The following is a 12668-nucleotide window of genomic DNA, read 5'->3' on the forward strand; positions in this document are numbered from 1 at the left end:
ATTTATCTTGATGTCGAGATACTTTACCTGAAAACGCACTGCGACCGACGGGATGCCGTGCATCGATATCGAGGGCCACTCCAGATGATCTCCTTCACTTCTCCCGGATGGCGGCTTGCCGCGATTGTGCTGGTCGGGCTGAACCTGCGGCCGGCGCTGGCGGCAGTCGGCCCGCTGCTCGACATGATCCAGCGCGCGACGGGCATTGGCGACAGCGCGGCAAGCCTGCTGACTACCATTCCGATTCTGCTGATGGGACTCGGTGCATTGGGCGCGCGCCGGCTGCAACGGATGACGGGCATCGCAGGGGGTGTGTGGGTCGGCGTCGCGCTGATCGGACTTGCGTGCGTGTCGCGCGCCGGCGCGCAGCACGCGTGGCTGCTGCTTGCGAGCGCGTGCTGCGCGGGCCTCGGCATCGCGATGGTGCAGGCGTTACTGCCCGGCTTCGTGAAAGCGCATTTCGCGGCGCGGATCGGCGGCGCGATGGGGGTGTACTCGACGTCGATCATGGGCGGTGCGGTGCTCGCGAGCGTCGTCGCACCGTTGGTCGCGGCGCGCTGGGGCTGGCAGGTGGCGCTGGCGGGCTGGGCGCTGCCGGCCGCTATTGCGGCGGTTGCATGGTCGTTCGCCGGCCGCGGCGGCGACGCGTCGGCACCTACGGCGAGTTCGGCGCTGGCATCGGCGCCGGTGCCGCAGGTCGGGCCGTCACGCTCGCCGCGCGCATGGCGGCTCGCGCTGTTCTTCGGGATCGCGACCGGCGCGTACACGCTCGTGCTGGCATGGTTGCCGCCGTACTACATGCGGCTTGGCTGGTCCGCGACCGCGGCCGGCAGCCTGCTCGGCGGCGTGACGCTCGCGGAAGTCGTCGCGGGCCTGGCAATCTCGGCGACGATCGATCGCTTCCCCGATCGTCGGCCCGCGTTGCACGCGGCGATCGCATCGCTTCTCGCTGGATTGCTGGTGATGTTGGCCGCGCCGCAGGCGCTCGCGTTGCCGGCCGCGTTGCTGCTCGGAGCCGGCATCGGTGCGCTTTTTCCACTGTCGCTGATCGTCACGGTCGATCATGCGGCGACGCCCGCCGATGCGGCATCGCTGACGGGTTTCGTCCAGGGTGTCGGCTATCTGATCGCGGGACTGTTTCCGTTCGCGGCGGGCGTCGTGCGGCAGCAACTCGCTGATTTGTCGCCCGCCTGGATCGCGATGGCCTGCCTCTGTGTCGTACTGTTCGCACTCGCAGCAGGGTTTGCGCCGACGTTCGCGCGGCGCGTTGCGCGCGCGTAGGCAGCGGGCGTTGCGTCAGGCGCCCGCCGCCTGTGCGCCGCCGGTCGGACAGGCGCCGCGGCACACGTGCGCGACGTCGCCGGCGACACATACGCGGACATACGCAGATCGTCACGCGTTGCCGGTGTTTCTTCGGCGCACCGCCGACACGCGCCGGCCGTTCGCTGCTGACTGAACGGGTGACGCGCAGCTCGCGATGCGCTGCGGGGACTGGCCCGGCGTCAGCGCGGGGATGACGTCAACCCGCCTCGCATCCGGTTCCGTCGGTTCCGTTCGCGATCAGCCGGCGCTCGCATACAGCGTCGAATCCGCGAATCCTTGCGCATCCAGCACGCGCCCGATCAGGATCAGCGCGGTACGCTCGATCTGCGTGCCCTGCACCTTGTCGACGATATCGGCGAGCGTCCCGGTCACGCGTTCCTCATCTGGCCAGCTCGCGCGATAGATCACCGCGACCGGGCACTCGGGCCCGTAATGCGGCAGCACTTCGTCGACGATCCGCGCGAGATGCCGCACGCCGAGATGGACCGCGAGCGTCGCGCGATGCGCGGCGAGCGAACCGAGCGCTTCGCCTTCCGGCATCGTCGTCTTGCCTGCGAAGCGCGTGAGAATCACCGTCTGCGCGATGCCGGGCAGCGTCAGCTCGACGCCGAGCGCCGCCGCGCATGCGGCCGTGGCCGTCACGCCCGGCACGATTTCGTATGGAATCCCGAGCGTCTTGAGCCGGCGGATCTGTTCGCCGATCGCGCCATACAACGACGGGTCGCCCGAGTGCACGCGCGCGACGTCCTGCCCTTTCGCATGCGCGTCGGCGAGCAGTGCGACGATCGCATCGAGGTCGAGCTCGGCCGTATTGACGACCTGCTCCGCCCGATGCCCGTCGAGCACGGCGGGCGGCACGAGCGAACCCGCATACAGGATCACCGGGCACGTGCGCACGAGGCGCTGGCCCTTCACCGTGATCAACTCCGGGTCGCCGGGGCCGGCACCGATGAAATACACCGTCATCGAAAATTCTCCGTGAATTCTGGGGGCGGCCGTTCGCGTCGCATCACGCGCGCGCGGCCGGGTCGAGCGCAGCGAGCAGCTCGCTGGGCGAGTCGAATGTGCGATCGGCGTCGGGCAGCGGCGGCCGTTTCAGCATCACGACCGGCAGCCTGCGCTCGCGCGCGACGTCGAGCTTGGCCTCGGTCGCGGCGCCGCCGCTGTTCTTGCTGACGACGACGTCGATGCCCGCGAGCGCGAACAGCGCGCGTTCGCCGTCGAGCGTGAACGGCCCGCGCGCGGCGACGACTTGCGCACGCGCGTTGCCCGGATGCGAATCGAGGCAGCGCACGAGCCAGAACTGGTGCGGCGGGATCGCGTCGAGATGCGCGAGCGGTTCGCGCCCGAGCGTGAACAGCGGCCGCCGGAACGGCGCAAGCGCGGCCTCGATGCCGGCCCAGTCGTCGACCATTCGCCAGTCGTCGCCTGGGCGCGGCGTCCACGGCGCACGGCGCAGCGCCCACAACGGCACGCCCGCGTCGCGTGAGGCGGCCGCGGCGTTCGCGCTGATCCGGGCCGCGTACGGATGCGTTGCGTCGATCACGAGGCCGATGCCGGCGCTGCGCAGGTACGCGGCGAGCGCTGCCGCTCCGCCGAATCCGCCGACGCGTACGCCACAGCGCAAGTCGTCGGGCACCTTGCCGAGGCCCGCGAGGCTATATACGTCGTGCGGTTCGAGCGCACGCGCGACCTTCAGCGCGTCGCCGGTGCCGCCGAGCAACAGGATGCGCGCGCTCATCGTGCGCGTCCGACGAAACGGCCCTGCCGGTCGATCGCGAACATCTCGATCGCGACCGACGCCGGCACGATGTCGCGCGCGATCCGCAGCGCGTGTGCGCACACGATGTCGCCGAGCGGCACGTTTTCCGCGAGCGCGAGCTTCAGCGCTTCCTGGCTGGTGTTCGCCGCGCGCATCGCGGTCTGCAGCGCATCGTTCGCGCCAGCTTCTCCGGCCCACTGCGCGAGCAGCGGCAGGTCGATGCTCGAATGCCGGCTGTGCAGATCGAGATGCCCGGCCGCGAGCTTGCTCAGCTTGCCGAAGCCGCCGCACATCGATACGCGCCCAATCGGCGCCCGGCGCAGGTGCTTGAGCACCGCACCGGCGAAGTCGCCCATTTCGATCAGCGCGATGTCGGGCAGGCCGTAGTGCGCACGCATCGCATCCTCGCTCGCATTGCCGGTGCACGCGGCGATATGCGCGATGCCGTTCGCGCGCGCGACGTCGATGCCCTGGTGGATCGACGCGATATACGCGGAGCACGAGAACGGGCGCACGATGCCGGTCGTGCCGAGGATCGACAATCCGCCGACGATGCCCAGGCGCGGGTTCATCGTCTTCAACGCGAGCGCCTCGCCGCCGTCGACGCCGATCGTCACGTCGAAGCCGCCGCCATAGCCGCATTCGGCGGCGAGCGCGTCGAGGTGCGTGGTCATCATCTGGCGCGGCACCGGATTGATCGCGGGTTCGCCGACCGGCAGCGTGAGCCCCGCGCGCGTGACCGTGCCGACGCCCGGCCCCGCATGAAAACGCACGCCGGGCGCGGCGGCCAGCGCGACGCGCGCGAAAATCAGCGCGCCGTGCGTGACGTCCGGATCGTCGCCGGCATCCTTGATCGTGCCAGCCTCGGCGCCGCCGGCCGTGGTTCGGCAGAACTCGAGCCGCATCATCACGCGCTGCCCTTTCGGCAGTACGATCTCGACCGCATCGCCGGCGTGCCCCGTTAGCAGCAGGCGCGCAGCGGCGAGCGACGTCGCGGTTGCGCAGCTGCCGGTCGTGTAGCCGAAGCGCAGCGGCGCCGGTTGTTCGGGGGTTTCGTCGCGCATCACGCGAATTCCGCGAAGTCCGCTGCGCTGGAATCGGGCTTGCGCACGTCGTACAGCGTGACGGGCAACGGTTGCCGCCACGTGTCGAAGCGGCCGAGCGGCTCGGCATGCGCGAGCGACACGCGCGTGAGCGTGCCGCCGTGCGCATCGCGCCACGCGGCGAGTGCGAGCTCGCCCTGCAGCGTGACCGCATTCGCGACGAGCCTGCCGCCGGGTTTCAGCGCCGACCAGCATGCGTCTAGCACGCCGGCCGCGGTCGCGCCGCCGCCGATGAAGATCGCGTCGGGCGCGGCGAGGCCCGCGAGCGCATCGGGCGCGCGTCCGGCAACGAGTTGCAGGCCCGGCACGCCCAGCGCGTCGCGATTGTGCTCGATGAAGCGCTGCCGCTCCGCGTGCGATTCGATTGCGATTGCCTGGCACGATGGATGCGCACGCATCCATTCGATGCCGACCGAGCCGCTGCCGGCGCCGACGTCCCACAGCAGTTCGCCGGGTGCGGGCGCGAGCCGCCCGAGCGTCAGTGCGCGCATGTCGCGTTTGGTGAGCTGGCCGTCGTGGCGGTACGCGTCGTCGGGCAAGCCGGGCGTCAGCGCGCGGCGCGGCGCATCGGGGCCGGCCGCGCAGTCGAGCGCGACGAGATTGAGCGCGGCGGTCTCGTCGACGTTCCAGTCCTGCGCGAGGCCGTCGATCCGCCGCTCGAGCGGGCCGCCCAGATGTTCGAACACGCTGATGCGTGTCGGGCCGAAACCGCGTGCGGCGAGTTCGGCCGCGACCGTCGCCGGCGTGCGGCCGTCGGCGCTCAGCACGAACAGACGCCGGCCCGGCAGCAGATGCCGCGCGAGCGTCGCGAGCGGCCGGCCGACGAGCGATACCGCGCCGACGTCCTGCAGCGCCCAGCCGAGCCGCGCGGCCGCCAGCGACAGCGACGACGGTGCGGGCAGCACGCGCCATTCGTCCGGCGCAAGCGCGCGAGCGAGCGTCGCGCCGACGCCGAACAGCATCGGGTCGCCGCTCGCGAGCACGCACACGGGCGCGCCGCGGCGCGCGAGCAGGCCGGACACGTCGAACGGCGACGGCCACGCTTCGCGCTCGGCCCGCAACCGCGCGGGCAGCATGTCGAGGTGCCGGCTCGCGCCGACGACCCGCGTCGCATCGAGCAGCGCACGTCGCGCGCTGCGCCCGAGCCCCGCGTAACCGTCGTCGCCGATGCCCACTACCGTCAGCCACGCCGTCATGCACCGTTCCCCATCGTCCGTTTCCATCGAGTCGCGCGCGCCCGCCGTGCCGTGAAGCCGGCGCGGCGCTCCGCATTGCGAAAGTCGGCATGGTACCGTGTTCCCTCGCGCGTTTCATCTGCGGATCCGCCGCGGCCGAGCGGCGCCCCGCCGCGCTCGCGCTGCCCGCTCGACGGTCGCGGAGCGCCGGTGAAATCGGGTATGCTACGGCCGTTCGTTCGCCGGTGCCCTTCGGGGCCGAAGAGGGAACACAGGGCGCGCCGCGCGCCGCTGTGGCTGCCCCCGCAACTGTAGACAGCGAGCCGACTCCCCCTCATGCCACTGGTTTCACCGGGAAGGCCGGGAGCAGGCGTCGACCTGTCAGCCAGGAGACCTGCCGGCCTGAAAGTGCGTGCGTGCCAGTCTGCGTCGGGCGGGGTGTACCGAAGCGTTGGCCGCGGCGCGACACTGCCCCGGTATCCCGTTGAGATCCGCCCCCGATTCGAATCCTGCCTCGCCTGTCGTGCGCCCGTCGGCCTGTCCGGGCCTCGTGCGCGTCGTCGCGGCCGCTGACGGCGGGCTGTGCCGGATCAAGCTGCCCGGCGGCAGCGTCGACGCACGGCAGGCACGCGCGATCGCCGAAGCGGCCCGCATGTACGGCTCCGGCGCGATCGACGCGACCAATCGCGCGAATCTCCAGCTGCGCGGCATCCGGAACGGCGCGGCCGATGCGCTGGCCGACGCGTTGCTCGGTGCGGGGCTCGGCCCGCGTCCGGGCGGCGATGGCGCCGCCGCCAGCCGCGCCGCGCTCGCCGCGACCGACGACGTCCGCAACCTGATGCTCAGCCCGCTCGCGGGGCGCGATCCCCACGCACTGCTCGACACGCGCGCGGTCGCCGCGCCGTTGCTCGACATGCTCGCGCGCGAGCCGCGCCGAGGCGAGCTGTCGCCGAAATTCGCGATCCAGCTCGACGGCGGCGAATCGGTCGCCGCGCTCGACCATCCGCACGACATCTGGCTCGCCGCATGGCGCCGCGGCGACGGCGCGCTGCGACTGGCCGCGGGCCTGGCCGGCTGCCCGCCGGTCGCGCAGGGCGACCGGCCCGCTGCGCTGGACGTCGCGCCGGACCAGGCCGTTGCGCTCGTGCGCGCGTTGCTGCTTGCGTTCCTCGATCTGGCGCCGGCCGACGTGACGCGGATGCGCGCGCTGCTCGCGAGCCGCGCCGAACCGGCATTGCGCGAACGCGCGCAGCAGTACGCGCCCTTCCCGCTCGGAGCCGATCCCGCATTGGCAGGCTGGCGACGGCCGCATGCCGACGCCGCGCTGCGCTTCGGCGCGCGTCCGGTGCGCACCGCGGGCCGCTGCAGCGTCGGCGCGCAGTTCGTGCTCGGCCGGCTCGACGCGACGCAGCTTGAACGGCTCGCTGCACTCGCCGAAAGCGACGGCGACGGCACGCTGACGATGACGCCGTGGCAAGGCGTGTTCGTGCACGGCGTGCGGTGCGAACGCGCGCCAGCCGTGCTCGATGCGCTGGCGGCGCTCGGACTCGTGTGCACGCCGTCCGATCCGTTGGCGGCGCTGGTCGCCTGCACCGGCAGCGCCGGGTGCGCGAAGTCGCGCGCCGATACCAAGCGCGATGCGCTCGCACTGGCCGCGCGCGTCGGCCATCCGCTCGACGTGCACGTGACCGGCTGCGAGCGCCACTGCGCGCTGCCGCATCCCGCGACGCATACGCTCGTCGCGGTCGCGCCCGCGCACTACGACCTTTACCGGCGCGACGCCGGCGCGGGCCTCGGCGCCCCGCTCGCGCGCCATCTGACGATTGACCAGGCCGCGGCCCGACTGACCGGCACGCGGCACAGCCAGGACACCACCGATGCTTGACTACATTCGCGACGGGCAGGAAATCTACCGCCAGTCGTTCGCGACGATCCGCGCCGAGGCCGACCTGTCGCGCATTCCGCCCGATCTGGAGAAACTCGCGGTGCGCGTCATCCATGCGTCCGGGATGGTCGACGTCGTGTACGACCTGCGCTTCTCCGCCGGCGCCGGCACGGCGGGCCGCACCGCGCTCGCGGCCGGCGCGCCGATCCTGTGCGACGCGAAAATGGTCGCCGAAGGCATCACGCGCGCGCGGCTGCCGGCCGGCAATCGCGTGATCTGCACGCTTGGCGAACCGGACGTGCCCGACCTCGCCCGGCAACTCGGCAACACGCGCTCGGCCGCGGCGCTCGAACTGTGGCGGCCGTACCTGGCCGGCAGCGTCGTCGTGATCGGCAATGCACCGACCGCGCTGTTCCATCTGCTCGACATGATCGACGCCGGCGCGCCCCGCCCCGCGCTGATCCTCGGCTTCCCGGTCGGCTTCATCGGCGCGGCCGAGTCGAAGGCGATGCTCGACGCCGACAGCCGCGGCGTGCCGTACGTCGCGCTGCTCGGCCGCCGCGGCGGCAGCGCGATGGCCGCCGCCGCCGTCAACGCCCTCGCGACGGAGGTCGAATGAAAGCCGCGCGCGGACGTCTGTTCGGGGTCGGCGTCGGCCCCGGCGATCCAGAGCTGATGACGATCAAGGCTCTGCGCGTGCTGCAGGCGGCCCCGGTCGTCGCATATTTCGTCGCGAAAGGCAAAAAAGGCAATGCGTACGGGATCGTCGAGGCGCACCTGGCGGATACGCAGACGCAACTGCCGCTCGTCTATCCGGTGACGACCGAGGCGCTGGCGCCGCCGCTCTGCTACGAGACGGTGATCGCCGACTTCTACGACACGGCCGCCGAGATCGTCGCGTCGCACCTCGATGCGGGGCGCGACGTCGCGGTGATCTGCGAAGGCGATCCGTTCTTCTACGGGTCGTACATGTACCTGCACGACCGCCTCGCATCGCGCTACGACACCGAAGTGATTCCCGGCGTGTGCGCGATGCTCGGCGGCACCGCCGTGCTCGGTCAGCCGCTCGTCTATCGGAACCAGAGCCTGTCGGTGCTGTCGGGCGTGTTGCCCGAGCGCGAATTGCGCGCACGGCTCGCGCAGGCCGACGCGGCCGTCGTGATGAAGCTCGGCCGCAACTTCGACAAGGTGCGGCGCGTGCTCGACGAGCTCGGGCTCGCGAAGCGCGCGCTGTACGTCGAGCGCGCGACGATGGCGACCCAGCGCATCGTGCCGCTCGACGAAGTCGATCCGATGGCGTCGCCGTATTTCTCGCTGCTCGTCGTGCCGGGGGAAAAATGGCAAGGATGACGACTCCGCCGGCGATCGTGATTCTCGGCGCGAGCGCGCTTGATACCGCGCGGCGCATCCAGGCGCGCTATCCGGGCGCACTGGTGCACGGCCTCGCATCGCGCGTGGACGCCGACGTGCCGTTTGGCGAACTGGGCGCGCATCTGCGCGAACTCTATGCGCGCGGGCTGCCGATCGTCGCGCTGTGCGCGGCAGGGATCGTGATCCGCTGCATCGCACCCGCACTCGCCGACAAGGGTGTCGAGCCGCCGGTGCTCGCAGTCGCGGAAGACGGCTCGGCCGTCGTGCCGCTGCTCGGCGGATTGACTGGCGTGAACGCGATCGCACGTGAAATCGCCGCGTGCCTCGCGGTCGCACCGGCGATCACGACGAGCGGCGAGCTGCGCTTCGGCGCATGCGTGCTGAACCCGCCCGATGGCTATGCGCTCGCCGATCTGCAGCAAGGCAAGCGCTTCGTGTCGGATCTGCTCGCGGGCGCGGCCACGCGGGTCGACGGCGCGGCGTCGTGGCTCGACGACGTCGCGCTGCCGCGTGACGACGCGGCCGCGCACGCGATCCGCGTAACGCCCGACGCGTGGCGCGGCGCGCGCGACGAGCTCGTGATTCATCCTCGCAGCGTCGTGGTCGGCATCGACGCAAGCAGCGTGTCGGCCGACGCCGAATCATCGCTTGCCGAGCGTATCGGCGCATTGCTCGACGCGCACGGGCTCGCGCGGCTCGCGCTTGCCGCGCTCGTCGCACCGGCCGCGTTGCTCGGCGATCCGCACGTTGAAGCGGCCGCGCTGACGCTCGGCGTGCCGCTGCGGTTCGCCGATTTCGATCGCGATGCAGACGCCGGACACGATCTCGTTGGCGCGTGCGACGCCGCGACGCTGCTCGGCAGCACGTTGCGCATGGCGCACACACTGCACGCAACGTCCGGCGGTCTTGCCTGCGCGGTGGCTGCGCAGCCGGTCGATCCGGCCACCCTTGGCCGCGCGCGCGGCCGCCTGACGGTGCTCGGCCTCGGCCCGGGCGATGTCGCGTGGCTCACGCCCGCCGCGCGCAACGCGCTCGCGGACGCCACCGACATCCTCGGCTATACGACCTACGTGACGATGGCCGGCCCGTTCCGCGCCGACCAGCGCGTGCACGGCACCGACAATCGCGAGGAGATGCAGCGTGCGCGTCATGCGTTCGAGCTCGCTGCCGAGGGCCGGCGTGTGGCGGTCGTGTCGTCGGGCGACCCCGGCGTGTTCGCGATGGCCGCGGCCGTGCTGGAGGCGCTCGACGAAGCACGCGATCCGCAGTGGGCGGCGGTCGAGCTGCGCATCGAGCCGGGCGTATCCGCGTCGCTCGCGACGGCCGCGCAGGCTGGCGCGCCGCTCGGCCACGATTTTTGCGCGATCTCGCTATCGGACAACCTGAAGCCGTGGGACGTGATCGAGACACGGCTGCGGCATGCCGCGCAGGCCGATCTGGTGATGGCGTTCTACAACCCGATTTCGCGTGCACGGCCATGGCAACTCGATCGTGCGCTCGACGTCGTGCGCGCGCATCGCGCGGCCGATACGGTCGTCGTGCTCGGGCGCGACATCGGCCGCCCCGGCGCGACGCTCGCCACGACGACGCTCGGCGCACTGCGCAGCGATCAGGTCGACATGCGCACGATGGTGATCGTCGGTTCGTCGACGACCCGGCGTTTCGCGATCGGTGGCGGCCGAGAGTGGGTGTATACGCCGCGCTGGTATCGCTGAGCGTTATACGGACGAGCGGACCGTCCCGCCTCCGCCGCCGCGCTTCACGGCCCCTGCTGCCCGTGCCCCTGCTCCGTCAGCAACCGCGCTTTCGCATCGACCAGCAGCGCCGCGTGCGCGTCGCAATGCTGACGAATCCGCTCGGCCGGTCCGGCGACCGATAACCCATACCCGTCGCCGTCGGGCGTCGGCGCGACCACGATCTCCGACGCGCAGGCCACGGCCGTAATGTGCTGTGTGATGTCGGCCGGCGCGCATTTCCGAAGGCGATTCCGCCGAGGCCTGGCACACCGCGCCGGCCGGGTCACACCATTTCGTTATCGGCCACGATCGTGCCGCGATCGCGTGGCATCGGCGCGGCAACATGTTGCCGCGCCGATGAATAACGTGCGCATCGTCCGCGCGCTTCGCGGCGCGAACCGTGTCAGCCTTGCGGAATCGTGCCGGGCCGCACGTACGCCAGCATGTGCGGCACGTAGTCGGCCTTGCCGAGTTCGACGCCGTGATGGCGCAGGATCGCGTACGCGGCGATCGAGTGAAAGTAGAACTGCGGCAACGCCCAGTCGCGCGCATACTGCTCGCCGGTCATGTCGAACGCAATGCCGTTCGGCAATTCGAGCGTGATCGGCAACGCGGCGCCGCCATCGAGCGCGTCCGGCGCGAGTTCGCCGAGAAAGGCAATCGTGCCGGCGAGAATGCCTTGCGCGTCGCTCAGCGTGCCGGGCTGCGCATCCGCATGCCAGCCGGCCTCCCGCAACGCGAGCAGCGCATCAGGCAGCGGCTCGCCGCGCAACCGGTGCACGGGCTCCATCGCCTGAAAGCACGAGAACCGCACCTGCGCGGCGAGCGGATACATGTCGGGCGCGAGCTTGAGCATCAGCAGCGCATCGGGCGTGCCGGATGAATCGGACGCGTCGCCCGCGGCCTGCCGATGCGCGACGGCCTTGTCGAGCCACGCGGATTGCGCGCGCAGCATCTGGGTGAAGGTTGGAACGAGAAGTTGGGTCAGCGACATTCATGCCCTCCGATGAGTCGTTCGCACCGCACGATCAATGACGCGGCAGAATCCATATTCTGCCGCAGCAGACGATTCGACGCGAAACCGGTGACGCATCGCCGCGCCGGCCCGCGAGCGCGTCAACGCTTGCCGTGGCGGGCGAGAAACCGGTCGAGCTGCGACGCGAACGCGTTGCCGTCGCGTGCGCTGAACGGCGCCGGGCCGCCCGTGTCGATGCCCGCGCTACGCAGTTGGTCCATCATCGCGCGCGTCGACAGCCGCTCGTCAATGTTCTCGCGGCTGAACCAGTTGCCGCGCGGATCGAGCGCATGCGCGCCCTTGTCGAGCACGGCGGCGGCCAGCGGGATGTCGGCGGTGATCACGAGATCGCCCGCTTCCGCGAGCTCGACGATCCGCGCATCCGCCACGTCGAAGCCGGCCGGCACCTGCACCGCCCTGATGAACGGCGACGGAGGCGTGCGCAGGAACTGGTTCGCGACGAGCGTCACGCAGATCTCGGCACGGCGTGCGGCACGAAACAGCATGTCCTTGATGACCGCGGGACACGCGTCGGCATCAACGAGTATTTGCATGGCAGCGTTCCAGTCGGCAGAAACGGCGATCATAGCGCAGCGCCGGCGCGCGCTCCGCGCAATCGGGCGTTCGATCAGCCGATCAGCCGATCAGCCGGCGAGCCCCGCGCACAGCGCCGCCGCCGTCGTCCATTGCGCGCCCCATGCGTCGGCGAGCCGCCTGCCCTGCCCGACCCGCACGGCGGCGTCATCGAAGTCGACGAACACGACGTGATCGGCATCCACCGGCTTCGGCGGCGTTTCGCGCGTGCGGCCATCGGACAGCACCCACAGCCAGCGCTGCTTGCCCGCGGCCGGCGTGCGTCTTGCGTCGCGCGCAAGCATTTGCGCGGCGGCCGCGATGCCGTCAGCAAGCGGCGTGCCGCCGCCGCCGTCGACCGGTTCGAGCCAGCGCGCATTCCACCAACGCGGCACGGCCGGACCGAAGCGCCGCGCGGCGCCGTCGCCGCCGAAACAGATCAGCGCGGTTTCCGTGCGCTCACGCGCAGCCTGATCGAAATACGCGACGATCAGGCCTTTCGCGAGCGCGAGCCGTTCGTGCGACAGCATCGACGCCGAACAGTCGAGCACGAAGCAATGGAGCGCACGCGGCGCACCGGCCCGTTTGCGAAAGCGCAAATGGCTCGCGTGCAGCGGATCCCCGCGCTTCGCGGCGAGCGTCGGCGGCCACGCAATGGCCGTACCTGCGGGCACCGCACCCGGCACACGTGCCGCAGCGCCTGGCTGCCATCGAGGACCGCGAAC

General features: G+C 71.3%; 12 protein-coding genes, 1 pseudogene and 1 riboswitch. Of the genes and pseudogenes, 5 read left to right on the top strand and 8 right to left on the bottom strand.

The annotated features are described in order from the left end of the window. Positions 1-84 precede the first annotated feature (84 nt). Entirely contained in the window at positions 85-1281 is a 1197-nt protein-coding gene (locus KDW55_RS12150) for an MFS transporter (RefSeq protein ID WP_040144193.1), read from the top strand. A 279-nt stretch (positions 1282-1560) separates the two neighbouring features. On the opposite strand, the gene cobM is transcribed toward KDW55_RS12150, so the two are convergent. Genes cobM through cbiE form a run of 4 tightly spaced genes read right to left on the bottom strand, consistent with a single transcriptional unit; the run spans position 1561 to position 5384 of the window. After that, positions 1561-2289, bottom strand: coding sequence for a precorrin-4 C(11)-methyltransferase (gene cobM, locus KDW55_RS12155; protein WP_069241399.1), 729 nt, complete (start codon positions 2287-2289; stop codon positions 1561-1563). Positions 2290-2332: 43 nt separating this feature from the next. Continuing rightward, positions 2333-3064 carry a cobalt-precorrin-6A reductase gene (locus tag KDW55_RS12160; RefSeq protein WP_212160630.1) on the bottom strand — a complete coding sequence of 244 codons (732 nt, stop codon included), beginning with the start codon at positions 3062-3064 and terminating at the stop codon, positions 2333-2335. Beyond that, positions 3061-4149 (bottom strand): cobalt-precorrin-5B (C(1))-methyltransferase, encoded by a 1089-nt coding sequence (locus tag KDW55_RS12165; RefSeq protein ID WP_040144190.1) that lies wholly within the window; start codon positions 4147-4149, stop codon positions 3061-3063. Before KDW55_RS12165 ends, KDW55_RS12160 begins: the two co-directional genes overlap by 4 nt. Beyond that, a complete protein-coding gene (gene cbiE / locus KDW55_RS12170) occupies positions 4149-5384 on the bottom strand; it encodes a precorrin-6y C5,15-methyltransferase (decarboxylating) subunit CbiE (RefSeq protein ID WP_209824293.1) in 1236 nt (411 codons plus the stop codon). Before cbiE ends, KDW55_RS12165 begins: the two co-directional genes overlap by 1 nt. A 205-nt stretch (positions 5385-5589) precedes the next feature. Then, positions 5590-5780, top strand: a riboswitch (cobalamin riboswitch). 106 nt (positions 5781-5886) lie between these two features. Between cbiE and cobG the strand changes: the two genes are divergently transcribed. Genes cobG through cobJ form a run of 4 tightly spaced genes read left to right on the top strand, consistent with a single transcriptional unit; the run spans position 5887 to position 10334 of the window. Continuing rightward, entirely contained in the window at positions 5887-7248 is a 1362-nt protein-coding gene (gene cobG / locus KDW55_RS12175; RefSeq protein WP_280902803.1) for a precorrin-3B synthase, read from the top strand. Next, the gene (locus tag KDW55_RS12180) at positions 7241-7867 is read left to right on the top strand and encodes a precorrin-8X methylmutase (RefSeq protein ID WP_209821053.1); all 627 of its coding nucleotides are present in this window, start codon (positions 7241-7243) and stop codon (positions 7865-7867) included. Before cobG ends, KDW55_RS12180 begins: the two co-directional genes overlap by 8 nt. After that, positions 7864-8598, top strand: coding sequence for a precorrin-2 C(20)-methyltransferase (locus KDW55_RS12185; protein ID WP_069241394.1), 735 nt, complete (start codon positions 7864-7866; stop codon positions 8596-8598). The genes KDW55_RS12180 and KDW55_RS12185 overlap by 4 nt, the downstream gene beginning before the upstream one ends. Further along, entirely contained in the window at positions 8595-10334 is a 1740-nt protein-coding gene (gene cobJ / locus KDW55_RS12190) for a precorrin-3B C(17)-methyltransferase (RefSeq protein ID WP_209824292.1), read from the top strand. The genes KDW55_RS12185 and cobJ overlap by 4 nt, the downstream gene beginning before the upstream one ends. A 44-nt stretch (positions 10335-10378) precedes the next feature. Here cobJ and KDW55_RS12195 read toward each other — a convergent pair. The 4 genes and pseudogenes from KDW55_RS12195 to KDW55_RS12210 all read right to left on the bottom strand — a co-directional run. Beyond that, positions 10379-10531: pseudogene (locus tag KDW55_RS12195) on the bottom strand (IclR family transcriptional regulator); the annotation flags it as partial. Positions 10532-10758: 227 nt separating this feature from the next. Continuing rightward, positions 10759-11349: a DUF1993 domain-containing protein gene (locus KDW55_RS12200; protein WP_209824291.1), complete on the bottom strand. Its 591-nt coding sequence runs from the start codon at positions 11347-11349 to the stop codon at positions 10759-10761. Between the two features lie 122 nt (positions 11350-11471). Then, positions 11472-11924, bottom strand: coding sequence for a YaiI/YqxD family protein (locus KDW55_RS12205; RefSeq protein WP_040144949.1), 453 nt, complete (start codon positions 11922-11924; stop codon positions 11472-11474). 90 nt (positions 11925-12014) lie between these two features. Continuing rightward, a complete protein-coding gene (locus KDW55_RS12210; protein ID WP_040144184.1) occupies positions 12015-12629 on the bottom strand; it encodes a VWA domain-containing protein in 615 nt (204 codons plus the stop codon). Positions 12630-12668 lie beyond the last annotated feature (39 nt).

The sequence above is a fragment of the Burkholderia sp. AU19243 genome (assembly GCF_018148075.1).
Classification (GTDB): Bacteria; Pseudomonadota; Gammaproteobacteria; order Burkholderiales; family Burkholderiaceae; genus Burkholderia; species Burkholderia latens_A.

Coding starts and splice junctions, on each gene's coding strand:
- KDW55_RS12200 (WP_209824291.1), bottom strand. CDS start 11,349: ATGTCGCTGACCCAACTTCTCGTTCCAACCTTCACCCAGATGCTGCGC.
- KDW55_RS12205 (WP_040144949.1), bottom strand. CDS start 11,924: ATGCAAATACTCGTTGATGCCGACGCGTGTCCCGCGGTCATCAAGGAC.
- cbiE (WP_209824293.1), bottom strand. CDS start 5,384: ATGACGGCGTGGCTGACGGTAGTGGGCATCGGCGACGACGGTTACGCG.
- KDW55_RS12180 (WP_209821053.1), top strand. CDS start 7,241: ATGCTTGACTACATTCGCGACGGGCAGGAAATCTACCGCCAGTCGTTC.
- cobJ (WP_209824292.1), top strand. CDS start 8,595: ATGACGACTCCGCCGGCGATCGTGATTCTCGGCGCGAGCGCGCTTGAT.
- KDW55_RS12165 (WP_040144190.1), bottom strand. CDS start 4,149: ATGCGCGACGAAACCCCCGAACAACCGGCGCCGCTGCGCTTCGGCTAC.
- KDW55_RS12185 (WP_069241394.1), top strand. CDS start 7,864: ATGAAAGCCGCGCGCGGACGTCTGTTCGGGGTCGGCGTCGGCCCCGGC.
- KDW55_RS12150 (WP_040144193.1), top strand. CDS start 85: ATGATCTCCTTCACTTCTCCCGGATGGCGGCTTGCCGCGATTGTGCTG.
- KDW55_RS12160 (WP_212160630.1), bottom strand. CDS start 3,064: ATGAGCGCGCGCATCCTGTTGCTCGGCGGCACCGGCGACGCGCTGAAG.
- cobM (WP_069241399.1), bottom strand. CDS start 2,289: ATGACGGTGTATTTCATCGGTGCCGGCCCCGGCGACCCGGAGTTGATC.